The organism is Paenibacillus thailandensis (assembly GCF_042685365.1).
Classification (GTDB): Bacteria; Bacillota; Bacilli; order Paenibacillales; family Paenibacillaceae; genus Paenibacillus_AP; species Paenibacillus_AP thailandensis.
Genome location: NZ_JBHUMY010000001.1, coordinates 231,030 through 254,615 on the forward strand (window position 1 = coordinate 231,030; position 23,586 = coordinate 254,615).

Consider the following 23,586-nt stretch of genomic DNA (forward strand, 5'->3'; position numbering starts at 1 on the left):
CTTCATCGAAGCTTAATTAATCTGTTGAACGAGCTGTGCTGCATAAAAAAGACCCCAACTCGGATGGAAACAGCCGAATTGGGGCTACGATTCTATTTTTCAAACCATAATTTTGACCAGCTTGTCTGGGTAGACAGGGTGGATATCTAACCTGGATAATAAGAAGCTCGGAATCTCAAAGTTCGTCCAAATGAACTCTTCCTGCACTGCATCCGCCTCACCAACATTACTTCTAGGTATCTCTCCAAGACAATACTTATGCCATCCTCTTTCTGTGAGATAGTCATAGATGGTAGTATCAGTCCCACAAAGGATAACCTTCATTTTGGTGTCAACGATACGTCTGACCATTTCATCATGCTTTTCATCGGGAAATTCATCCTCGTAGCAATCTGATCCGATATAAGGCGGATCTAACACGCATAAAAAATCAATCCGATGACTGTAATAATCGAAAAGCTCTTCATAGCTGGCACAGGTTATAATTACATCTCGCATGATTGGAACCAGCTCCAAGAAGGGTAAATGACTTTCGTATTTAAATCCTCGTTCCGCATTTGGCTTATAATACTTAACTCGATCCGCTGCTCGACTAAACTCCGCAACTATAAGTGTAAGTGCTGCTGATTTGATAGGTGGAGTCTCCTTTAAACGTCTTATCTCACGCGCCTTATGAAAAGCCGCTTCAATTCGATACTCATCTTGTAACCGATAGGCTAGATCAATAACCGCTCTTGCTTTGTTTTCATCCGTCATGCAAGCCATCAAATTCGAGATGCCTTCATCTCGCTCATTATATATTCGGATGGGAATTGTGAATCGATCTAGCTGCGGAATAAATTTATTACCCCCTCCAAAGAGATCAAGAACACCTTGAATTTGTTCAGACTTTATTACGTAATACATAATCGGTATAAGCTTTTTCAATAGGCGGGTTTTTCCGCCTATTGTTTTAAGGGTCTTGATAAATTTCAACCTGAAATCAAACATTTCTGCGTCCCTCCTCAACTAATACGGAAGGATCAATTGTAAAGACATATGCCTTCATTGAAACCCTGTCGGAAAGCGAAACCACAATATCCTTTCTTGCTTTTTTACCCCCACCGCAATACAACAAGCCCTTTTTTACAAGATCATCGAGAACTGCACCATACTTATTCGTGTATGGTATTTGGAATATCTCACGAAGGTGTTCAGGTATAACAGCATAAGCATTCTTACCGAATTTCTTCACTTGCTCCGGTTTATCTAAATAAACACCATGACACCAATTCTTTTCAAATAAACCGCTGCTCCGCTTAGGGAATACCGTACTATTTTCCTCAATGTATTCAACAAGAAGCTTATAGTACTCTAAACTGTCTTCATTCTCGGATAGATCTTCAGTTTCAGAAAGATACTGTTGATACTTCTCGTCATATGTCTTATACAATTTCGCGCGTATTAAGCACTTGATATATTCATAAAGAAATTCGAAGTCTTTGTCTGGATCAAAAAAGGTCCGATTTACCAATTGTATTATTACATTTTCTTTCTTTTTCTTATCGATTAAATCACCAAGAGGAAAAAACATCGGCTTTGACTCTCCCCATACACTTGTTAGCTTTGCAATGAAAATTTTGCCGTCATAATCCGGGTGCTCTACATGAAGAACCTCTACTTCCAGTTTTTCTTCCACTACCTCACGTAAACCCGCAGGAATCACACTTTCTTTTACAACTACTTCGTCTGCGGAAGGCAATACTCCGTTTTTGACAGTGACATTTTCTAAAACCACATTTCTTTTGCTCATTTTTCTAACTCCTCTACCAGTGAATTTGAATTTCACCAGTAGGGCGAATACCTCTTAAAAACTCTTTCAACTCCCTCACTAATATCAAAACACCCTCAGAGAAACAAATAAGGTGCCGCGCATAGCGACACCTTCAATAGATGCTCCATTATTCGTCTTCATCCTGAAACAAATCTCGTGACAGTCTGGTGTACCTCCGAACAATCGCATAAACATCTGCGTGAGGACAATACATTTCGACTTGAAGCTCGCCAAACAACTCTTGCATCCCGTAGATGGCGATTTCCACTGGCTCATTTCTGTTAGCGAAGTAAGACTCGATCTCCAAAAACATTTGCTCAATCAGCTTTAATACCGGCTCAGCGAAGTCCCAAGGTTGTGGATCGCAGAAATACCCGTCTGCCTTATCTTGATCAGATAATGCCGGAACGACCGGCTTTGACCAAGGAAAACGGTCATGTAGATCAGACTCCGTTAAAACTGCCATAGCAATACCCCCATGCAAAAGAATTAGAAAAATCGTTGTGTCGTACTATACCGTACATAGAAACATGGTCGCAAGAAAAGAAGGTGCCGATTTTTACGACACCTTCTTCTTGAGAATTCTATATCCGATTCAATGCCAAAGCTTGAGCAACCCCTAATGGATAATCATTACTGACTTGAGAAACTGTCCAAAATCGAGACGTTAGGTACTACAAACTGTGTGGACTTCTTCACTCCGAAGTCACCCTTGAAGGAATCGGCAATCATCTCGACTTGTCCTACCTTGTACTGGAGCAAGGTATGTCCAGTTGCGCCCTTGGAGAAGAACTGGTTTTTATCCATCTGGACTTCAAGACCGGGAATCTCCATCGGCACTTTGTCCACTGTCATGTAGGACGGAAGGTCGAAGGTGGTGGTGTACTCTCTTACGACCAAAATTGTCGAGTCTTCGTTGTAGAAGCCTTTGTCGATAGCGAGATCATTCGTGCCGCGAAGGGCATTTCCAAGGTTGGCGACGAGCTGCTCGTTCAACTTTGCACCAGTGCCGCGCTCGAAAGTGTTAAAGACGTTGTCGTCACCGAGGATGTGCATCCGAGTCAAGGCTTCCTTCAGTTCGGTCGGCAGGTTGTTCAAGTTGCGACTGCCATTGACCCCCACCAACTTGCCGCCGCGCACTTCCAAGACGTAAGATTTCACCGATTCATCCGATTGCTCGGCAACGACTTGACCTTGCTTGCCACCGTACTCTTTACCCCCGATGACCAGCTTACCATCAGCATTCAGAGTCGCCTTCCATTTACCTGTTGCTTCGTCCTTGGCGGCATACTTGGAAACGAAGGCTTCGTTGATGGCATCGGTCGAGTAGGAGATGCCTGGATTCCAAGCATTTTTGAACGCATCATTCCCGATGTCCAAGGCAAAGGTCTTCAGCTCCAGTTGACCCCTGACCTCGAAGTTGGTAGTTACCGCGCTGCCTTTGTATAGAACCTCTTTGTCGGCTGCATTGAGACTCTTTGCTAATTGCTTGGCGTTCGAATCAGTGGCAACCGACATACCTGTTACGGTCGGCTTTACATCGACATTAACGAATTGAGCTACATTGTACGAGATAGGTTTGATCGGACGGAGTTTATCTCCTGCGACAAAGGCGACACTCGTGTTACCGCTCTGATCGTCATACGCCATTAAGATTTCCGGATTGACTTTCAAGGTGTCCGCACTTTGATACGTCTCCCAATGTTTGCCGTTGACCGACTCCGAAGCATTTTCAAAGGTCTTTGGTGCGGTGCTATCCTTCGGAATGTAACGCTGGAAGGTTACGGTCGTATCGTAGTCAGCCGTGTCGTAATTGCTTGTGGCGTTGGCGGTTCTCGGCTCCCAACCCCAAATAGTCCAACAGCCAAACTTACTACAACTCGAACCTACAGGAACACGCTTGTCCTCGGTGTAACGGAAAGGATCAACCCCGCTATTGACCCCATATTGGAACAAGAAGCTCTTGGTTACCGTTGCTTGTCCGGCAGGGGAACCTGCGGTTGCCGAACCGATACGATTATTGAACAAGGTTATGTTGTTTACCCAAGAAGCAAACTTGTTATTACTGATTGTTTCGTTGTCCTTAATGGCTAACAGATCTCCGGAAAGGTTGAACTTGGCTGACGTGTTGTAGGGCGAGAAGCTGCGGTACGGCGTGTCATTAAACAACTTCGCTCGGCTGATCGCCCAAGGTACCTGACTCAAATCAGGATCGAGCAACTTGAAGGTCACGCTGGAAGGCGAAAGACTCGGGTTTCGGAATGTTTCAATCGGAAGCTGGAGACTGAAGGTTGCCGGATTCTTAGCCGATGGGGAAATATCTCCCCAATACTTCGACAGTCGCCATTGCGGGACTTCAAGGTTGGTCTCGACCTTCTCATCTTTCAGAGTAGCTTCTTTCGCTTGGACGAATAAAGTGATTTGAGCATTGGAGAACTTACCAGTGCCATCGTATTTGTTCTCAACCGATGACGACCCCGACGATGCGTCTCCACCCAAATACTTATTCAGGTCGAGTGGGAGAGGAGTATCATACCCCAAACGGATTTCCCAAGTGCTCGAATTTACACCAACAGGAACGGAAATGACTCCATCTTCTCCAACGGAAGCTTTCGTTAAAGTCGCTTTATTAATATTCTCATCATCCTTGATGTCAATCAACTTGAAGGTCGCGTTCTCGTTAGGGACAAGATCATAGGTTTTTCCATCATGTTCGACCGTCATACCCCCAACGATTACCGTATCGTCATTAGATTCCAATTCATCTAAATACTTTTCACTTGTCTCCGTCCAACCCTTGATCGGTACGGTGAACGTTTCATCTGTCGGATTACCGGCTTTGTCGACCACAGTGACGTCAAGTTCAGCGGTAATCGCTGGTTTATTTCCTGTTTCGTTATCTCCGTAACCCCAAGGTTGGAACCCCCAACCGCCAAATCCGTTGACCTTATAGTCCGATGACATCGGAACGCTTTCGGTTACCGGCTTCAAGGTACGGGCGTAATAATCTCGCGCATAAGTGCGGAAAGAGAATGGAATATTGCCGTTTTCCTTGTAAGGGGAAAGGGAACCTTGCTCGGCAGTAGTTGCACCTCCAAGGGATACGGCTTCGAACTCTTTGTTAGCGGTCAACCCCTGCACGACCGAATCGGTTGGTCGGGCTTGCTTCCGTACATCCAAATACCAATCCGTTGCGTCATGGAACGGCATGAAGGCATAGTCTCTGGCTTGCGGATTGCTTCCGTCTTGAACGGAAATGCCGATTACCGTTTGGGCGAAGAAGATCAGCTCACCTTTCTTGAACTTGTCCTTCATCATCTGCTCGAAGGCGGTGTACTCGGCTCCTGTCAGGACTCCCTTAGACTTGATTAGGTCGAGATACCCCGAGAACATCAAACTGCCGATGATTTGGGCATCGAACTCGCTGTCGTCTTTACGCTTGGAGATGTAGTCCTCGATCATGGTCTTCAGAGCGTCTCCGATTACCTGATCGTTTCCTTCTCCCGATAACGACCTGTTTGGGTTATTCGGGTCGATGTTGTAGAGAACGTCGCCAATGATCTGCTTGAAGTAATTGGTATTGTGATTCGGATCATAGTTACGGGAAATGTCCGCATAGTCGAGAGTGCGCTTCATCAAGTCTTCTCGACTATTTTCGGCTTGAATGCTTGGGTAGAGTGGGTTGTTGCCGTAAAGCGTTCTTACCCCTTGCCCCCGTTCGAAGGAGATCAAGCCGGAGCCTTGCTTTCTCCAGAGGGTGTCGGATACCTGGCTCGGAGCCATGTAGAACATCAGGTCTTCGTAGTTAAACTTGAAGGGATCTTCAAGATCGGTAACCCCTGAAGAAGCGGAAAGAACGCCATCTCCGCTAGACTTTACCTTGTTCGGGATGAAACCGAACTGAAGTACGGCAATCTTGTCGCTGACTTGGAATGTTCCTGCTGGAGTCCTTGAAGTTGCGTTACCTGTTGCGGGTCCAGTTCCGCCAACATTTGCATCTGACTGCGCGGCGGAAGCTGATGTCGGTGCTACTGCTGAAAAAATTGAAGTCATGAGAGCGACAGCTAATAAAAGACTCATCAGCTTTGTTGTAGGTGCCGATTTTATGAGGTTTCTTAGGTATCTCATCATTGTTACGCACGCTCCTTACGATTCTTTAGATACCCCATCCAAGCCCAACATGCTCCTACTGCTGCAACTGCAAACAAGGTTACCAAGAAGATGATTGGGTCACCTGTATGCGGTGTACTTGCCGAACCGCCGAATACTACTCCTGCGCCTAAGACGACTCGGGTGGTCGGGGAGTTCGCGTCGATGGCGACGGTCTCGACTTTACCCGTATCGTTGTCCTTAATCATGTAGGACTCACCTGGTGTTACGGCGAAGGTCTGGGGCTTCGAACCCTTATACTGCCTGTCAACGATCTTGGTAACATTGATGACCGAGAAGTTGTATGGCTTGCCATCCTTGCTGATTTCGAGAACATGTTTCGGCTGGATCGTGCCCTTGATGCCCCCTTTACCCCCTTTAACGGAAAGGGAAGCGGAATCGAGCTTGACATCGGCGTACTTGGCGTTGGCTTCCATCTTGTACTGACCGTCTGCTAGACCTTGGATTGATGTCTTGTTAAGATCAAGGACATAAGTGCTTGAGACCCCATTTGCATCTGTTACCGTCAAGTCGAACTCTGACCAAGCTTTACTCAAGTCAGTATTTGCATCGGTAGAGAGGGAAACTGAAATCTTGCTGTCTGCAACGGATTGTTCTGTCGATTTAAATACGACTGGCACAATGACTACCGATTTCTGTGTTCCTGCGATGGCGGTTGCCGGTAACTCAATTTCTGCTTTACCATTAGAACCATTTACTGCGGTCAACCCCTTTGCAGATACGAGGAACTTCCACGTTAACTTGTCGGTGTCGAGCCAGATTAGACCGCTACTGTTGGATAGGGCTGTGAGGGAGCCTTTACCGTCTAAGAGCTTGATCTCGACTGGAGTCTGCTTCAATGGAGAGCCGGACTCCGATTGGAGCAAAAGACCGACCATCTTCGGGTTGGTTACCAGAGATGCTTGCAGTGGATTGAGCTTGGTTGCTGTTAGGTCTTGGAAAACTCCCTCATCGTTGTCGCCCTCGTAATAAGTGTACTGGTCGATAGTGAATTTATAGTGAGTGTTCGGCTTGAGATGAACACCGTTGAAGTTCAACTCCTCGATGATGGCGTCCGTCTTTCGCAGGATCAAAGCCAGCTCGTCTCCAAGTCGATACCCCGGATGATTGAAGATCAGGTGATACTTCCCGTTTTCGTAATTCTGGCTATTACCTGTAGCGGTACTGATCAACTTGTCGGTTGGTACGTCCCAAAGCTCTAAGGTGAACTCAGGGATGTAGGTGATTTGGTCAGACGGGTAGTAGATATCTACATACAGACCGTCCGTTACGACCCGCTGAGTATTGTCAGTCAATTGCTCGGGTTGAGTGGGGAGACTGGACTCACTGGTCGGAGTGGGATTGGTGGGATTGACTGCTCCTTCTGTCGGCGGCTCAGCGGCGAAAGCTGATGCCGAGAACAGCGAGAAACATAGAGCCAGTGAAGCCATGATGGTAAACAACTTCCTCATTCTCTCTTCTCCTCCTTGGGAAATCTTAGATTGGATCGGGATGCCTTGATGGTTGGCATTCAATCTTCCTGATAAATGTAAAATTGATTGGGATTCATCTCGAAAACGTGAATGAACTCCGTAAGAAATGTCGGGAAATGAAAAAAGACGGTGTCGGGTGGACATCGTCTCGGTATTGGAGAGGGGGCGTTAATATGCTTTGTGGGGTGCACAGATAACATCAAGTCAAATTCAAGTGGAAATACCCCACGAAAAATTCTCTATTCACGATTACCTTCATGTCTCGTCCTGTTTATCAACTCCGTAGTTCGTTCTACTGGATTGTGATTAGTCCTATCGTTACTGAAAGTATTTCTTATTAATTTCCTTCTCCAAAAGTTGAAAAAATCTCAGATCAAGTATTTGCGGAACTAAAAAGACGATGCCGGTTAGGACATCGTCATGATATCGCTGAAAAATTACTTAAAGACAGACCCATCGGTAGGTAAGGAGTAAATGTACGAACCGTTCTCTAAAGCCTTTGATACATCCACTAACCTAAATGTCCCTGCAACACATTCAAACCATTTTCCTTCAATTTGAATTAGGACTTCCGCATGATTATTACCAGCAATGATTGCGGTGTTATACCCCATCATATCGAACACTAGAGAGAATACTTGAGCATCACTGTCGCAATCGGTTATGCGCGGAGATGCTGCAAGGGCATCATAAGCCGATCTCGGAGAACCGTCTCGCGGGTCTGTTGCGCCATCCAGCAAATCGTAAGCAATCGAAGCGAGAGTCCTGACTTTAATAATCTCTTCCTTGGAAACCCCGTCTTTAACCAAATCCCCTAACTGAGCTTCGGCATAATACAAACCGATATTCCGAGCAGATCGATCTTTCTTATTTCCTGACCATCTGGCTCCGTCGAGGTATTCAAGATAATATTCGTGATCGCTACCGCCAAATTTGGATTCATCATACCCCGCAAGAGCTTTCTCAGCAATACGAACAACGGTATCGTATTCGCTCTGATCGCGGCTACCATACGTATGCTTGCCATACTTTACCTTGATCCCGTCAACAAGCTGAGTCTGTCCTACATCACTTGTTCCTGCGCTATCGATATAAGCTGTTCGAGTTGAATCATCCCATTTTACCGCCGCGCCAAGGGCTTCACTGACGAAACGTAATGGAACCATCGTATTCCCGTTGATGGACTGTGCCTTGGCGGTCAGTTTTACAGGATTACCGTTGATAATAGCGATGTCTCGGTCTAGCGTTAAGATTATTACGGTGTTGCCCTTCGTTGCCGTGACGATTCGGGTTTCCCCATTCCATTTTATCTCGGCTCCTAACTTCTCAAATATGGCTCGCATTGGAACCATTGTACTACCGTTTATTGTGACTGCAGGTTGGGGAAAAGCCTGGACTTGACCGTCGATGACTACGGAGACTTCATTCTCGGCTGCGGAAGCGATCCGAACCTTAGCTTTTTTATCAACTGGAGGTGGGGAAGCAATATTGGATGGCGTTAACGTCCCCAACTTCATCTCGATGCTTTGTAATGTCTCGTTGATCGAATTCCCTTTTCCCCTAAGCTCCGTTAGACCATCCCCGCCAAATTTAGACATCACAAGCTTGGTCTCAACGACTGCGTCCTTTAATCCCAAAGTGAACTTGTAGCCAATATCATTGGTTAATTTGTCATCAATAGCATGAAGATTCTCAGCTATCACTTGCAAGGTCTTCTGACTCCAGCCGATCTCCTCAATGGCTTTGATTGCTAATCGTAAATTCTTAACGAGTGCATCCTCTTGTACTTGGATTTGTTGTGATGTTGGAGCAGAGATTGGGTGAGTGGGTAGATCGGGTGAAGTTGCTGCAAAAGCGGATACACCTCCCATTGCGATATTGCTCAACATAACCGAGCTGAGCATGATCCCCTTGATGACGAGACTGAAGGTGCGCTTCGGCTTACTGTGCCTAGTGTAAGTGGCTGACATGTGTAATTGAGCATCTACATTACGCTTTGGCTTGCTCATGACTGTTTTACCTCCTTACCTTAAGAGTTAGCTCCTATGTAATGTAATCCAGATTCGATTTCTTATCGAAAATTCGGAAAATGTTGTAAACACTTCTTAACAGATCACTTGTGTTTGTCGGTCAAATATTCCAAATAATCCGTGTAATGCTCTAACCCCCGAATATCCGTGCATATAAAACCTAAAACTTGATTCGGAAAAATACTGCTGTTGTCGGGAAAGACCAGAGCTTCGACCTCATCATCATCCAATGAATGGCACTTGACGCGCTTGACTGCAACATTCTTCAAAATAACCTCGGAGGGGCGTTCATCCGACAAGGCATCATGATAAAAAACAAGTCTTTTACCCCCTGCTAACGAGAGAAGTCCTTTCTCCAAAGACCAAGTAAACGTGTCGAAGGTTACAACAAAAGGATTTGACCAAGTGATGAAACCCGTGCCATCAGGATCGAAATAAATACCTTCATCTTCCGTATGTGCATATGTGACCATCCCACTTGCCCAAAAACCGATTAGATCGATCAAAATATCTGATCCCATCAAGTTTTTCTAAAAAGGCGTGGTATCCTTACTTACAGTAATTTTGATTAAGTTTCAAGTCGGATTTTGAATAAATTTTTACTTGATATGAAAAATAAACCGATCAAAAAACCACCCAACGAAAAGAAGGTGCCAATTTTTATGGCACCTTCAAATGCGATCTTCTTTTCAATTAGTCTTGAAAGGACTGACTCCAAACTTTAACAGCATCTGGTAAAGCAGGTTTAAGGGTAACCCCATAATGATGTAGAAATCCCCCTTAATTTTCTCAATGAAAACCGCCCCAATCCCTTGTACGCCATAACTTTCGGCTTTGGTGTCGGAGACTGCGTGGACAACTATTGAGATCATTCAAACACCAATGCGACTTTCCCTGCAAGTTTCCCCACTTTAACCATTTTAATTATTGTACATTATCCATGACGGATTTGTACAACAGCTCACGTATTGTATGATGGAAACGACATCCACTGTGTCACGTCTCAGTTTTCTCCCGAAGCCTTCCTACCTTCGGAGCCATCGATGGCATTCGACTTTCCCTTCTCTTACAAAGCTATCCGACTCCGTCAGCCAATTCTTCCCACCAGTTAGCACGATGCGCTGCCAAACGCAAAAAAGTCCGGGAATGACTCCGGACTTTCCGCACTTCACTATCGTTTTTTCTCATCTGTTAATTAGATCACGTGTTTACCGTGGTCGTAGAAGTTGGAACATAATTTATTACTTCTAATACAATCGGCGAATCCGCCAAAATAGGTTCTCCTCCTGCGGGTACATTAATCACCAATGAACCTACTGTAGTGGCTCCGGGAGTATAGGTTGAAATCCCCTGCATTTGCAAAACACCGTTAATGTAAACATTATACATACTATTGTTTGTCGCCAATGCAGGAAGATCAGTTGCTGCTGCCCCGGTATCATCGAAAAAATCGGCAGTATCAATCGTCAATGTTGCACCCGCCGCGGTTTCACCAGTTGTTACATAGAAAAACTTTTGTGGCGATGGAACCGTTTCAACTGTCGTTGTTGCCGTAACAAGTAACTTCATAAGTTGTAGTGCCATGATAACAAACCTCCTCATAAAATGTAATACAATAAAATCATATTCTGAATGAAGATGAACGTCAGGGCTAATCTTCAAGTGAATATACCTATTTTTTTCTCGCTATGATAAATCCGATTGATTCAAGTATAATGGGGGTTCCTTTGTAAATCGTTTGACCTGTCGAAATAATAGTTAACGCATCGGAATTTACGTGATATAACTTACCCTCTTGCAATGCTCCGTTAACGTACAAATTGAAGTAACCTTCTTGACCAAAGTCAATAAACTTGGCAACGGTTTCGCCTTTATCATCAACAAACTGATTGGGAAACAAAACTATTTTTTCTCCTGATAAATTAATGTCATGGGGTGCAACAAAAAAATATCTTCTTACTTTTGGTTTAACACCAATAAAAGGTTGTTTTGGGCAAATAATATTTAAACGTTTTATTACACAATTAATTTTGTATATTACTTTTTTTCTGCCTCTTCTCTTTCTACGCTTTGTAGGTTTAAAAAATTTACACTTTAATCTATGCTTTTTCGTCAATAATCCCACCTCTACTATGCATAAGTCTTGGAATAATTTATGCTTCTTTTTAATTTATGTTTTGGACAAAAGACCTAATCAAGGAACATTGGGTTGAGCATATAAGGAAACAACAAATAAGGCGCCAATTATAGACGCCTTCGAAAGAAACGAAAAATATTCAACTCAACTATGATTGATTAAATAAGCTGATTCCAAACATTAACAACATCTGATAAAGAAGGTTCAAGGGAAGCCCCATAATACTGTAAAAATCTCCTTCGATTTTTTCAATAAATACCGAGCCAATCCCCTGTACACCGTACGCGCCCGCCTTATCTAAAGGATCACCAGTTTTTACATACGCCCAAATCTCTTCATCGCTCATCGGTCTAAAAGTTACCTTACTGACGGTGTGACCAACAATTATTTCCGGTCGACCGTCTGGCGACTCAGATATGATACGATACTGACCAATGTCTCCAAGGTGCATTGTGGTGTCATAGCCCCCCGCCTTGTCCATCGGTTCGCCCGTCTCGACGTAGCGTTCGATCTTGCTGAGGGAAAGCTCCTTCATCCATACTTTCGTCATCCGGTGAGCGACCTGCTCCTCCCCATTGTCCGAACGGACGCATGCGACTCCCGTATAAACCTCGTGCGACCGGCCTTGCAGGCTTTCCAACATGCGCAGCGCATGCTCGGTACTTTCCGGCTTGCCGAGGGCCTGTCCGTCCAACACGACAATCGTATCTGCGCCTATAAGGAGGGAAGGCTCCGAGCCGCCGTCCTCCCGCAGCTTTGCGGCGACGGCTTTCGCTTTGCGCAGCGCCAGCTGTTCGACGATCCGCGGCGCTTCCCATTCGGAAGGAACCGCTTCGTCTACGTCCGATGACAAAATAGAAACCGGCAAGGAAAGGCCTAAAGCTGCGACCAGTTCCTTCCGGCGCGGTGACGACGAAGCCAACACGATGCGGCTTATCGGTGAGTTATTCGTTGGACGTTCCAAGTAACGTCTCTCCTTCTTGTTCCTGCTTTGCGTTCTTCTAAATAGCTTTCGCTTATTATACATGCTTATTCTTGCCGTAAAACTTTAAAGCTTGCGGTAAATCCAAAGCGCCATGGCGACGCCAATCAGGCTTAGCAAGCTGAAATCCAGGTTAATCGTCAAGTTGAATTGAACGACGTACAGATCAACGGCAGGCGACAAAGACAGCGGAAGCGTCTTGGTCAAAAAGGATATTCCTGGGATGGATGCCAGCGAACGGGCAACAAGAGCGCCCGCAAGCAGGCCGAGTACGATAAAAAGCAATAAAACCCAGCCGTTTTTCTTCATTTTTCAACGCCTCTCGCCATGAAGTGACACCTGTAAACCATTATACTTCTCTTTCTTTTCGTTTACAATGAGCCGCCGGGCTCAAACCAATTTTTTTGCGCAATGGCCGCTTCCATCAAAGCCGTTTGCGCTTTCCACAAATAAACGCGGGACGGATTGCCCTCATAGCCGTCTACGGCCTCGATCGCCGATTTGACGGCGCCGGACAGCCGCTCGTACGCCTTCCGGGACGCTTCGTCCGCAAACCCGTCCTTCACCGCTTCCGAGCTTGCGTTCCACTGCTCCGCCGCTTGCCGCCAAGCCGCCGATGCGCTCTCCGAAAACGGAACGGGACTTTCCCGCTCGAGCTGCACATTGACAAGACCGAGCAGCATCGCCTGCAGCCCGTTCGTCCGCTCGACGAAGCGATGCAGCTCTTCTCCGCTGCCGGCGAACGGCAATTGATCGACGGCCCCGACGGTAAACGTCTTTACATACAAATCGATGCTGCCGCCGAATTGCTTTTTCAAAGCTTCGGCCTCTTCGCGGTCGGCCGCCATAGCCGCATATACGCGATAATCTTGACTCGTGGAAATGGCTGCGCCCGACACCCCTTTTGCCGCCAATTCGCCCAGCGCGGCATCGCGCCCTTCTGCGCTGCCGAACACGCCGTACTGCAGCAAATAATACGTTTGCTCCGGAATGTTAACCGCCGCAAGAGGAGAATCCGCGCCTGCCTTCACGGAACCTCCAGCCGCAGCCGAAGGCGAGGCTCCAGGCTCGCCGGTATTCCCTGTTATCGCCGGAACGTCCCCGTTCCCTCCGCCTTCGGCAGTTCCCGGCCATGCCGCCGTTCCCGTAAAAAACGACAACAGCAAATAACCGAACAAAGCGCCTGTCGCAAGAGCGCCGGCCACCGTAACGAATACTTTCATCCAGGAGGGCGAAGCCGAGGAACGGACATACCGGGCAACGATAGGCTTGGAGGAGTAGATGTCGTGCGATTCTTCATCCGGATCATCCCCCGGGGGATCCATATATACCGCCCCCCAATCGCCGGAATAATACTCGAGACGACTCTCCGCGTCCTCTCCCGTTCCGGGAACGCGCGGAGCATTTCCCTTCGCGCCTTGCCCCGGCGGAAAACTCCATTCGATCGGTCCGCTTGTCTTCGAGCCGCTATCGCCCTTCGTATCGCGAATATCCCGGCTTCCCGCTCCGTTCCGGCCGTCTGCGTAAAGCTCGGCATCGCTCTCGTCCCTGCGCCGCGCTTTCCGGTCCGCGCTCCGGATCAGCTCCTCGAGAGCGCTTGGGTCGTCCTGGAAAGGGCTGTTCCAAGGCGTTATTTCCGAATGCGTCCATTCGCCCGGGTTTACATGATTATGTAAAGGAATCACCTTACCCCGTTCTGCCTGTCCGGCTTCCTTCCGGCCCGAAGCTTGCTCTTGTATCGCCTGATCCCGCTCCGCCTTGCGGACGGCCGTTTTGCTTTCCGGATCGAAACGGTAAGTAATCCGAGTTTTATTGTTCATCATCCATCTCTCCTCGTCCCAGTCTTCTCTTTCTACTCTATGAACGGTTTAAGAGATTTATGCGCAGCGCCTATCGACGAAACGCGATCGGTTCCGGAGCAAGAAATGAACGGCATCTATTCGATTTCAAAAAAAAGCCCTGCAGGAACGTCTCCTGCAGGGCTTGGAATAATATTTTTTAAGATGCGTTTTCTTGAAGCGATTTGGCCAGAGCATCCGCTACTTTCCAGATGTCGCCTGCCCCCATCGTAATGACCAGATCTCCGGGCTTTACCGTGGCGGTCAGACGAGCCAGCACTTCTTCCTTCGTCGGCACGTATTCCGCGCTTGCATTGCTGTTGCTCCGAATCAGCTCAACCAGCCTCTGCGAGCTGACGCCTTCGATCCGCTTCTCGCCCGCAGGCGAATAGATGTCGGTAATGATAACCTCGTCCGCCTCGGGAAAAGCGCGGCTGAACTGCTCCAGAAGGAAGTATGTCCGCGTATAGCGCTGCGGCTGGAAGACGGCGATAATCCGTTTGCCGGTCACTTTCGCCGCGCTGATCGTCGCCTGAATTTCCGTCGGATGATGAGCGTAGTCGTCGACGACAAGAATATCGTTGCACTCGCCGAGCACCTGGAAGCGGCGCTTCGCCCCGCGAAAGCCTTGAATCGCCTGAGCGACGCTCTCAAAGGGCAACCCGGCTTCGAGGCAAGTAATAATCGTCGCCATCGCGTTATAAACGTTATGCCGGCCCGGCACCGACAAGGACACCCGTCCAAGCGTATTGCCGTTTTGGTTCATCGTAAACGAGACCTGACGGTCGCCGAGCGCGATGTCCGTCGCCGTATAGTCGGCTTCATCGCCGATGCCGTACGTGACGAGCCGCTCCTTCATGTCCGACAGCCGGGGAACCAGTTCCCGAATCGTTTCGTCGTCCGCGCATATGATCGCTTTGCCATCCGGCTTTACCTGCTTCAAGAACTGAACGTAAGCTTCTTTCAGCTTGGCGAAATCGCCGTCGTAATTTTCCAGATGGTCCGGCTCGATATTCGTTACGATTGCAATCTGCGGATAATAATGCAGGAACGAACCGTCGCTTTCGTCCGCTTCGGCAACGACGTATTCCCCTTTGCCCGCCTTCGCGTTCGTTCCGACGTTCACGATTTCTCCGCCGATAATGTATGTCGGGTCGGAGCCGAGCGCCTCCATCACGAGCGCGATCATGGACGACGTCGTCGTTTTGCCGTGCGCGCCCGCTACGGCTACGCCTTTGCCGGCATTCATGATTCGGGCAAGCATTTGAGAGCGGTGAATGGTCGGAATATGCAGCTCTTCGGCCGCAACCCGCTCCACATTGTCCTTGGACAATGCCGTCGAATAAACGACGAGATCGGCGCCTTTCACATGCCCCGCTTCATGCCCGATATAGATCCGAGCCCCTTTGGCCGCAAGCTTCTCCGTCAATTCCTGACGCGCCACATCGGAGCCCGTCACGGTATAGCCTTTCTCCAGCATGACGCGCGCGATGGCGCTCATCCCGTAACCGCCGATCCCGATAAAATGTATATGCTCTGCTGTATTCAAAGACGGTTCACCAACCTTTTTCAGAATCCTTGTTGTTTAATATGAAGGAGCGAACGTCGGCAATCAAATACAACGTGCCGGTAACGACCGCCAGATCGCCTTCTTTCGTCAGCGTCTGCAGCTTGTTTAAAGCAACGCGCCAATCCGGTTCCACGATCAATTCAAATGTTTGTCCTTCCATACGCTCGCTGTTGATAATGCCGGCCAGTGCCGCAGCGTCCATTTTCCCCCTGAAATCGGGTTCGGTCACGATAAGCGTATCCACTATTGGTAATATATGCTTAATCGTGTCGCGATGATTCTTATTCTCCAGCATGCCCATCATGAGATGAATTCGATCATGCTTATACGTATTTCGGAGGGCGGCTGCCAGCGTTTCCGCTCCTTCCGGGTTATGCGCACCGTCGATTAAAAGGCGCGGCGAAGACGATATCATCTCCAGCCTTCCCGGCCATGCCGCCTTGCGCAAGCCAAGCTCCAGCGCCTCGTCCTCCACGATGAGGGCGTAATATTGCCGCAGCACCTCCAGCGTCATGACGGCCACCGCCGCATTGGTCCGCTGATGAGCTCCGTTAAGCGAAATCGCAAGCTCGTCGATCGAACGGAACAAGCCGTCGAAACGGAACCGCTGTTCGTTTTCATTCGCTTCGATGACCGACTCGCTAAACTGCTCGCCAAGCAGGTACAACGTGCTTTTCTTTTCCTTGGCCGTCCGCCGGATGACTTCGATCGCCTCCGGCTGCGTAACCGCGCTGACGACCGGCACGCCCGACTTGATGATGCCGGCTTTCTCATAAGCGATTTCCGCGATCGTATTGCCAAGCCGGTCCATATGGTCGTGACCGATGTTGGTAATGACCGATATGACCGGCGTCACGATATTCGTAACGTCCAATCGGCCGCCTAGACCCGTTTCCCAGACGACATAGTCCGGAAACGTCACCTTGGCGTAGAAAAGGACGGCAAGCGCGGTGGACACCTCGAACATCGTCGGCGACCCGAGCTCCGACGCGGCAAGCTCCTCCACATGCGGCTTCAGCATGTTGGCCAGCTTCAGCAGCGTTTCTTCCTCGATGTCTTTGCCGTTGTATTGGAACCGGTTCGTAAACTTCGTAATGTAAGGCGACGTGAACGTGCCGACGTCGTATCCGGCTTCCAGCAGGACGCTGGTCAAATAGGCGCAAGTCGAGCCTTTGCCGTTCGTGCCTGCAACATGGATGAATTTCAACCTGCGGTGCGGATTGCCGAGCCGCTCGAGCAGCTTCTCGATCCGTTCAAGTCCGGGCCTGATGCCGAACGGCACAAGGCCCGTAATCCATTCGACCGCTTCCTCGTAGCTTTCCAAAGCAACAAACTCCAATTGATTGTCACTCATGTCCGTCTTCCTTCTTCCGTCTCCGTATGGTACTAGCAATCCGATTATGCGCGCAAATCCGCGATCCGCGCAATCACTTTGTCGCGTTTGGCCGCATAGTCGGCCATCTTCGCGCGTTCCTCTTCAATGATTTTGGCTGGCGCTTTCGATACGAAGCCTTCGTTGCCAAGCTTCTTCTCGATGCGCGACACTTCGTTGTTCAGATTGGCAAGCTCCTTCTCCAAACGGGCGATCTCCTGCGCGATGTCGATCAGGCCGGCCAGCGGCAAGTACAGCTCGGCACCCGTCACGATCGCCGTCATCGCCTTGTCCGGCGCGTTAAGCGCAGAGTCGATCGCAAGCTTGGAAGTGCCGCAGAAGCGGACGACGAATTCCTGATTGCGCTCGAGGATCGCGGCTTCCGCAGCGCCCGACGGCTTGACGAGCAGCTCGATTTTTTTGCTCATCGGCACATTCACTTCGGCGCGTACGTTGCGAACGGCGCGGATCATGTCCATCAGCAGCTCCATTTCCTTGACGGCTTCAGGAGCGGCAAGCTTCTCGTCGTAAACCGGCCATGGAGCGAGCGTGATCGTTTCCCCTTCATGCGGCAGATGCTGCCATATTTCCTCGCTGATAAACGGCATGAACGGATGGATCAGACGCTGCGTGCGGTCGAGTACATAAGCGAGAACCGACTGCGTCGAGCGTTTCGCCCGCTCGTCGCTGCCGTACAGATTAAGCTTCGCGAACTCGATATACCAGTCGCACAGCTCATCCCAAATAAAGTTGTACAAGACGCGGCCCGTTTCGCCGAAGTCGTAGCTGTCCAGCAGTCTCGTCGTTTCGCGGACCGTCTCGTTCAGGCGGTGCAATATCCAGCGGTCCGCCGTGCCTAGTTCTCCGGTAATGTCGATATCGGCGGCCGTAAACCCTTCGAGATTCATGAGCGCAAAACGCGACGCGTTCCAAATTTTGTTCGCGAAGTTGCGGGCCTGTTCGACCTTCTCCCAGTGGAACCTAAGGTCTTGCCCCGGCGTGCTGCCGGTCGAGATCATAAAGCGCATAGCGTCGGCGCCGTATTTTTCGATGACGTCCAGCGGGTCGACGCCGTTGCCCAGCGACTTGGACATTTTGCGTCCTTCGGAGTCGCGCACGAGACCGTGCATCAGCACGTCCTTGAACGGAATGCGGTCCGTAAATTCAAGCGACGTAAAGATCATCCGGGCAACCCAGAAGTAAATGATATCGTAGCCGGTTACGAGCAAGTCGGTCGGGAAATACCGTTTGAAATCGGCCGTTTCCTCCGGCCAGCCAAGCGTCGAGAACGGCCACAGCGCCGAGCTGAACCATGTATCCAGCACGTCCTCGTCCTGGCGCAGGCCATCGCCGCCGCAAGACGGGCAAACCTTAAGATCATCGCGGGAAACGTGCATTTCGCCGCACGCGTCGCAATACCAGGCCGGGATGCGGTGCCCCCACCAGAGCTGGCGGGAAATGCACCAGTCGCGCACGTTTTCGATCCAATGCAAGTAAGTGCGCTCGAACCTCTCCGGCACGAAGTTGACGCCTTTGCCCGACTTTTGCGCGGCAATGGCCGCATCGGCGAGCGGCTGCATCGCCACGAACCATTGCGTCGACAAATACGGCTCGACGACAGCTCCGCTGCGCTCGCTATGGCCGACCTGATGCACATGCTCCTCGATGCGAATGCAGACGCCTTGCTCCTGCAGGTCCTTAACGATCTGCTTGCGGCACTCCGCGCGGTCGAGTCCGGCGTAAGGGCCGGCGAATTCGTTCATCTTGCCGCTTTCGTCCATCACGATGATTTGCGGCAGGTCATGGCGCTCTCCGACCTCGAAGTCGTTCGGGTCGTGCGCCGGCGTAATTTTGACCGCGCCGGAGCCGAACTCCTTCTCGACGTATTCGTCGGCGATGATCGGAATTTCGCGGCCGACGATCGGCAGCGTAATCGTCTTGCCGATCAGCGCTTTATAACGCTCGTCTTCCGGATGGACCGCAACCGCCGTATCGCCGAGCATCGTCTCCGGACGCGTCGTCGCGACCGTAATATGGCCGCTTCCGTCCGTTAGCGGATAGCGCAGATGGTATAGGTTGCCGTTAACCTCTTTGTATTCGACTTCGATGTCGGACAACGCCGTACGCGCCGCCGGGTCCCAGTTGATGATTTTTTTGCCGCGATAGATCAAGCCTTTCTCGTATAGGCGGACGAACACTTCCCGTACCGCCTTCGACAACCCTTCGTCAAGCGTAAAGCGCTCGCGCGAAAAATCGAGAGAAAATCCCATCTTGGCCCATTGCTCGCGAATGGTCTCCGCATATTGGTCTTTCCATGCCCATACTTGCTCCAGAAACTTCTCGCGCCCCAGATCGTACCGAGAGATGCCTTGCTCGCGCAGCTTCTGCTCGACCTTCGTTTGCGTCGCGATTCCGGCATGGTCCGACCCCGGCAGCCATAACGCGTCGTAGCCCTGCATCCGCTTCGTGCGGATCATGATGTCCTGAAGCGTGAAATCGAGCGCATGCCCGATATGCAGCATCCCCGTTACGTTGGGAGGCGGGATGACGATCGTATAAGGCTGGGCGTCCGGACGTTTGCCCGCCTCGAAGTACCCTCCTTGCATCCAATAGTCGTACCATTTTTGCTCGGCGGCTTTCGGATCGTAAGTCGTCGGCATCTCAGGCTTTGTTTGGTTTTCTGCCATTTGCAATCCATCCTCCATCTAGTCACTGAATATTCCGCGCCGCGCCGGGCATGCCTCCGGGCACGCGGCCTATACACGGCGGCGTTTCCCGCCTTCCCCGCGCTCGACGCAAAAAAACCTTCCGCCCTTATGAGGAAAGGACGAAAGGTTAACTTCCGCGGTACCACCTTTGTTCCGTCCGCGCTTGGCAGACGGCGCTTAAAGCAGATAACGGCTGCGGCCGGCCCGGGCTCACAGGCTGACAGCCCGCTTCATCCAGGCGACTCCGGGGCGACCCGTAGCATCAAGTTCCTGCGAAACCTCTCAGCGCTAACGGTTTCGCTCTCTGAAGGCTTGGCTGCATACACTTCCCCTTCATTGTCGTTGCGTTTCATTGGAAACATTATAATTCTTATCATATCGTTATTGCCTTCTTCAGTCAACTTTATACGTTCAGGAATTTGCCCATTTCGCCGCCCATTTCTCCATTTCCGCCAGCGAGCTGCGAAAATCTTTTCCTTTCTCCGTAAGCGAATACTCGACCGTCACGGGCACGGTCGGAAAAACGTCGCGCTTTACGATTCCGTTCTGCTCCAAATGCCGCAGCGCGTCCGTAAGCGATTGCGTTTTGACGACGGCGACGTCGCGCCGCAGCTGGTTGAACCGCTTGGGACCTTCCTGCAGTGCCGAAATGATGAGAAACGCCCATTTGGCGCCCAATATCCGCAACACGGAGCAAATGCCGGTTTCCTGGTGCAGGTCATCCGACGGCTGGGACATATTCATCGCTTCACGCTCCTTTCCACTTACTTTTTATTAGTAGGTCAAAATAAACTTACAATACCCAAAAACTTTGCCTTCTTACATTATGTTCGCGCCGCCTTTATACTGTCAATCAAAACCAACCGAACAATCGAAAGGAAGATGGACCATGAACCGTTTCCCGATATTTATGCTTGCTTTAGGCGCTTTTTTGACCGGAATCTCCGAAATGATCGTTGCGGGCATTTTGCCTTTTATCGCAAACGATCTTGATGTAAACGTCGGGACTGCCGGACAGCTCGTCACCTTGTTCTCGCTTTCGTTTGCGGCGGGGACGCCCGTCGTCATCGCAATCACCTCGCGCATGGATCGGAAGAAGCTGCTGCTTCTGTCGCTTGCCGTCTTTATCGCCGGATCCGTTCTGTCCGCTCTTAGCACGCATTACGGTCTGCTTGTCTTATCCCGAATCATACTGGGCGTCAGCGCCGGCGTTTACAGCGTCGTAGCGTTCAGCGCAGCGGCCAAGCTCGTTCGACCGAACCAAGTGGGCAGCGCGATCGGCTTCATCACTTTAGGCATTAACAGCGCGATGGTATTGGGCGTTCCCGCCGGCGTCTTTATTTCGAAATGGCTCTCCTGGCAGGCTAATTTCGCGGCGCTCGCCGCGCTCGCCTTCATCGCGCTCGTCGGGATGGCAAAGCTGCTTCCTCCTACGCAGGGCGATGAGCCGGTTCCTTTCGGCAAGCAATTCGCGCTTCTCAAAGACCCCGTCATTGTGAGCGGCTTTGCCCTGTCCCTTCTTTTCACCGTGAGCATTTCCGTCCTCAATACGTATATGACGCCTTATCTGCAAACGGTTCTTCATCAAGGAACTTCCGCCGTTGCCGTCACTCTGCTTGTCCTCGGGGCTGCCAGCGTTGCCGGCGCTCGCCTGGGCGGAATAACCGCCGACAAATGGGGAACTGTACGCCTTATGACTTTCGGCCTTGCGGTCGTCGCTTTGTCGCTTGGCTTGCTTCCGGTATTGGCGGGTTGGCAGTTTGCCGGCTTGTTGTTGCTGATTGTATGGATGCTGACGGCTTCGATGGTCATCCCGGCCGTTCCGACTTATTTTATCCAATATGCTCAGGGCTCCTCCAATCTTATACTCGGCCTGAACATGTCCGTCCTGCATCTGGGCGTTGCCGTCGGAGCTGGAGCCGGCGGAATCGTCATCGACTCCTGGCAGACCCCCTTTTTCATACCTTGGATCGCAAGCGCCGTGGCGGCCGCTTCTCTTGCCTCGGGGGCCGTATCGTTCTTTCTTAGACAGAAAAGAACCGCAACGCTTAGCGGACTGTCGGAAGGTTAATCCTGACAATGACAAACAAAGCTCCAACCGCCGGAATGGCTGCGGTTGGAGCTTTGTTTGTTATTGCGATAAACGGCGGCGATTAAGGGATGTAGAGCAATTGCCCTTCCGATACCGTGCTGTCGCTCAGCCGGTTATGAAGTAAAATTTCGCGCGGATTCAGGCTGTACCGGCTCGCGATCGATTCCAACGTCTCTTCCTTTTGCACGATGCACATTCTAATTTTGCGGAATTCGTTCTGACCGGACTGCTTGCCGAGAAATAAATGGCTCCATTCGATTTCGTCCGCTCCGGCCTCGCTTTGCTTTTGCTCGTTTTGCTTGGCCGATTCATCGGCGGCTTGCCGGGCCGCTTGCTCTCTTCGGCTCGTCTGAAGCAGCGTAAACAACCCGACATTCGGAGCTTCCGCTCCGGCATCCGTGTTTTCTTGCTTGGCTCCGACGGAGATGCGCATCTCCTGCTTTTCGGGTTCCGGCTCCGGCTCCGGCGCCGGAGCCGGCTCCTCCCGCCCGGACGCCGCGGCGTTATGCGGTTCGGACCAGGCAGCTTCAACGGCTTCATCCTGGGCACCCTGCTCTTCCGAGACATCGGCTTGAACGGCGTCGTATGCATCCGCTTGCGGCAAGCTTTCGGTTTCGGGGGCAGACTCGGGCACGGATGCTTCTTCCGGTATACGGGCTTCATATACAGGCTCTTGCGCAGGCACTTCCACCAGCTCTTGTTCCGGCTCTTGCTCTCGGCCCTCCGGAATGGCCGCTTCCGGCTCCGGATCCCGGGCAGCATCTTGCACCGGCTCGGCGGCGGGTTCAGACGAATAGGCGGACCACTCTACGTCGGCTTGACCACTTTCATAGCTGCCGGAACGTCCGAACGACTCTGCCTCTGCCTCTTCCCCGTATTCCCCGGCCGCATAGGGCACGACATCCGGCTGCTCCCGCCGGTGAACGACCGTAAACGACTCCTCTTCTTCCTTCCATGGCTCGGCCGATTCGGACAACGGTTCGACCAGAATGCCCCGCAGCGACAATACGCCCGTCACGTTAAGCGTGCGGGAAGACAGCAGGTCGACATCAAAATTATCGATTTCCACCGAAATGTCCTCAAGCCGGGAAACGCGGTTCATCGGCAATGTGATTTCGACGGGAATCCAATGCTCCAGCGTTTGCGGCTCGGCGTATTCCGCCTGGCTGCGGTAAACCCCGTTCAACAGCAGCTGCCCTTTCAGTATCGCATGCTCGCCCTGCTCGATAACTTGAATGCGCGGCACAAGCTCGATTTCCTCCAGCTCATCTATGGCAGCTACTCCATCAGGCAAGTGAACGCGCTCGTACACGTCAAACCTTAACCCGTTCGTCTGTTCAGTCAAGCTGCTTTCCTCCCTTCCTCCTACTGAATGCTTGGGCTAACGTTACATTCACTATTT

Annotated in this window: 19 protein-coding genes; 1 reads left to right on the plus strand and 18 read right to left on the minus strand. The window is 50.5% G+C overall.

The annotated features are described in order from the left end of the window. Positions 1 to 99: 99 nt before the first annotated feature. The 17 genes from ACFSW5_RS01035 to ACFSW5_RS01115 all read right to left on the minus strand — a co-directional run bounded on the left by ACFSW5_RS01035 (position 100) and on the right by ACFSW5_RS01115 (position 20,830). On the minus strand, positions 100 to 990 hold the full coding sequence (locus ACFSW5_RS01035) for a hypothetical protein (protein WP_379268767.1): 891 nt from the start codon (positions 988 to 990) through the stop codon (positions 100 to 102). After that, entirely contained in the window at positions 983 to 1,792 is an 810-nt protein-coding gene (locus ACFSW5_RS01040) for a hypothetical protein (protein ID WP_379268770.1), read from the minus strand. Before ACFSW5_RS01040 ends, ACFSW5_RS01035 begins: the two co-directional genes overlap by 8 nt. 148 nt (positions 1,793 to 1,940) lie before the next feature. After that, on the minus strand, positions 1,941 to 2,279 hold the full coding sequence (locus ACFSW5_RS01045) for a hypothetical protein (protein WP_379268772.1): 339 nt from the start codon (positions 2,277 to 2,279) through the stop codon (positions 1,941 to 1,943). Between the two features lie 167 nt (positions 2,280 to 2,446). Next, positions 2,447 to 5,944, minus strand: a complete 3,498-nt coding sequence (locus ACFSW5_RS01050) for a hypothetical protein (RefSeq protein WP_379268774.1) — start codon at positions 5,942 to 5,944, stop codon at positions 2,447 to 2,449. A 2-nt stretch (positions 5,945 to 5,946) separates the two neighbouring features. Next, a complete protein-coding gene (locus ACFSW5_RS01055; protein ID WP_379268776.1) occupies positions 5,947 to 7,434 on the minus strand; it encodes a hypothetical protein in 1,488 nt (495 codons plus the stop codon). 458 nt (positions 7,435 to 7,892) lie between these two features. After that, positions 7,893 to 9,464 (minus strand): stalk domain-containing protein, encoded by a 1,572-nt coding sequence (locus tag ACFSW5_RS01060; protein WP_379268778.1) that lies wholly within the window; start codon positions 9,462 to 9,464, stop codon positions 7,893 to 7,895. A gap of 104 nt (positions 9,465 to 9,568) precedes the next feature. Then, positions 9,569 to 9,991, minus strand: coding sequence for a hypothetical protein (locus ACFSW5_RS01065; protein WP_379268780.1), 423 nt, complete (start codon positions 9,989 to 9,991; stop codon positions 9,569 to 9,571). A 183-nt stretch (positions 9,992 to 10,174) separates the two neighbouring features. After that, a complete protein-coding gene (locus ACFSW5_RS01070) occupies positions 10,175 to 10,357 on the minus strand; it encodes a Maf family protein (protein ID WP_379268783.1) in 183 nt (60 codons plus the stop codon). Positions 10,358 to 10,685: 328 nt separating this feature from the next. After that, positions 10,686 to 11,069: a DUF4183 domain-containing protein gene (locus tag ACFSW5_RS01075; RefSeq protein ID WP_138790101.1), complete on the minus strand. Its 384-nt coding sequence runs from the start codon at positions 11,067 to 11,069 to the stop codon at positions 10,686 to 10,688. A gap of 88 nt (positions 11,070 to 11,157) precedes the next feature. After that, positions 11,158 to 11,601 (minus strand): DUF4183 domain-containing protein, encoded by a 444-nt coding sequence (locus ACFSW5_RS01080; protein ID WP_379268785.1) that lies wholly within the window; start codon positions 11,599 to 11,601, stop codon positions 11,158 to 11,160. 169 nt (positions 11,602 to 11,770) lie between these two features. Beyond that, positions 11,771 to 12,586, minus strand: coding sequence for a Maf family protein (locus ACFSW5_RS01085; protein WP_379268787.1), 816 nt, complete (start codon positions 12,584 to 12,586; stop codon positions 11,771 to 11,773). Between the two features lie 84 nt (positions 12,587 to 12,670). Further along, positions 12,671 to 12,913: a DUF4321 domain-containing protein gene (locus tag ACFSW5_RS01090; RefSeq protein ID WP_379268789.1), complete on the minus strand. Its 243-nt coding sequence runs from the start codon at positions 12,911 to 12,913 to the stop codon at positions 12,671 to 12,673. Positions 12,914 to 12,975: 62 nt separating this feature from the next. Next, complete coding sequence (locus ACFSW5_RS01095) at positions 12,976 to 14,424, minus strand: SPOR domain-containing protein (protein WP_379268791.1); 1,449 nt, start codon at positions 14,422 to 14,424, stop codon at positions 12,976 to 12,978. A gap of 178 nt (positions 14,425 to 14,602) precedes the next feature. Then, positions 14,603 to 15,991, minus strand: a complete 1,389-nt coding sequence (murC, locus tag ACFSW5_RS01100; protein ID WP_379268793.1) for a UDP-N-acetylmuramate--L-alanine ligase — start codon at positions 15,989 to 15,991, stop codon at positions 14,603 to 14,605. A gap of 7 nt (positions 15,992 to 15,998) precedes the next feature. Further along, positions 15,999 to 17,366, minus strand: a complete 1,368-nt coding sequence (locus tag ACFSW5_RS01105; protein ID WP_379268795.1) for a bifunctional folylpolyglutamate synthase/dihydrofolate synthase — start codon at positions 17,364 to 17,366, stop codon at positions 15,999 to 16,001. A 44-nt stretch (positions 17,367 to 17,410) separates the two neighbouring features. Beyond that, on the minus strand, positions 17,411 to 20,071 hold the full coding sequence (locus ACFSW5_RS01110; protein WP_379268798.1) for a valine--tRNA ligase: 2,661 nt from the start codon (positions 20,069 to 20,071) through the stop codon (positions 17,411 to 17,413). Between the two features lie 432 nt (positions 20,072 to 20,503). Further along, the gene (locus ACFSW5_RS01115) at positions 20,504 to 20,830 is read right to left on the minus strand and encodes a winged helix-turn-helix transcriptional regulator (RefSeq protein WP_379269797.1); all 327 of its coding nucleotides are present in this window, start codon (positions 20,828 to 20,830) and stop codon (positions 20,504 to 20,506) included. A 151-nt stretch (positions 20,831 to 20,981) separates the two neighbouring features. On the opposite strand from ACFSW5_RS01115, the gene ACFSW5_RS01120 reads away from it, so the two are divergent. Beyond that, positions 20,982 to 22,163 (plus strand): MFS transporter, encoded by a 1,182-nt coding sequence (locus ACFSW5_RS01120; RefSeq protein ID WP_379268800.1) that lies wholly within the window; start codon positions 20,982 to 20,984, stop codon positions 22,161 to 22,163. Between the two features lie 82 nt (positions 22,164 to 22,245). On the opposite strand, the gene ACFSW5_RS01125 is transcribed toward ACFSW5_RS01120, so the two are convergent. Continuing rightward, positions 22,246 to 23,529 carry a LysM peptidoglycan-binding domain-containing protein gene (locus tag ACFSW5_RS01125; RefSeq protein WP_379268802.1) on the minus strand — a complete coding sequence of 428 codons (1,284 nt, stop codon included), beginning with the start codon at positions 23,527 to 23,529 and terminating at the stop codon, positions 22,246 to 22,248. Between the last annotated feature and the right edge of the window lie 57 nt (positions 23,530 to 23,586).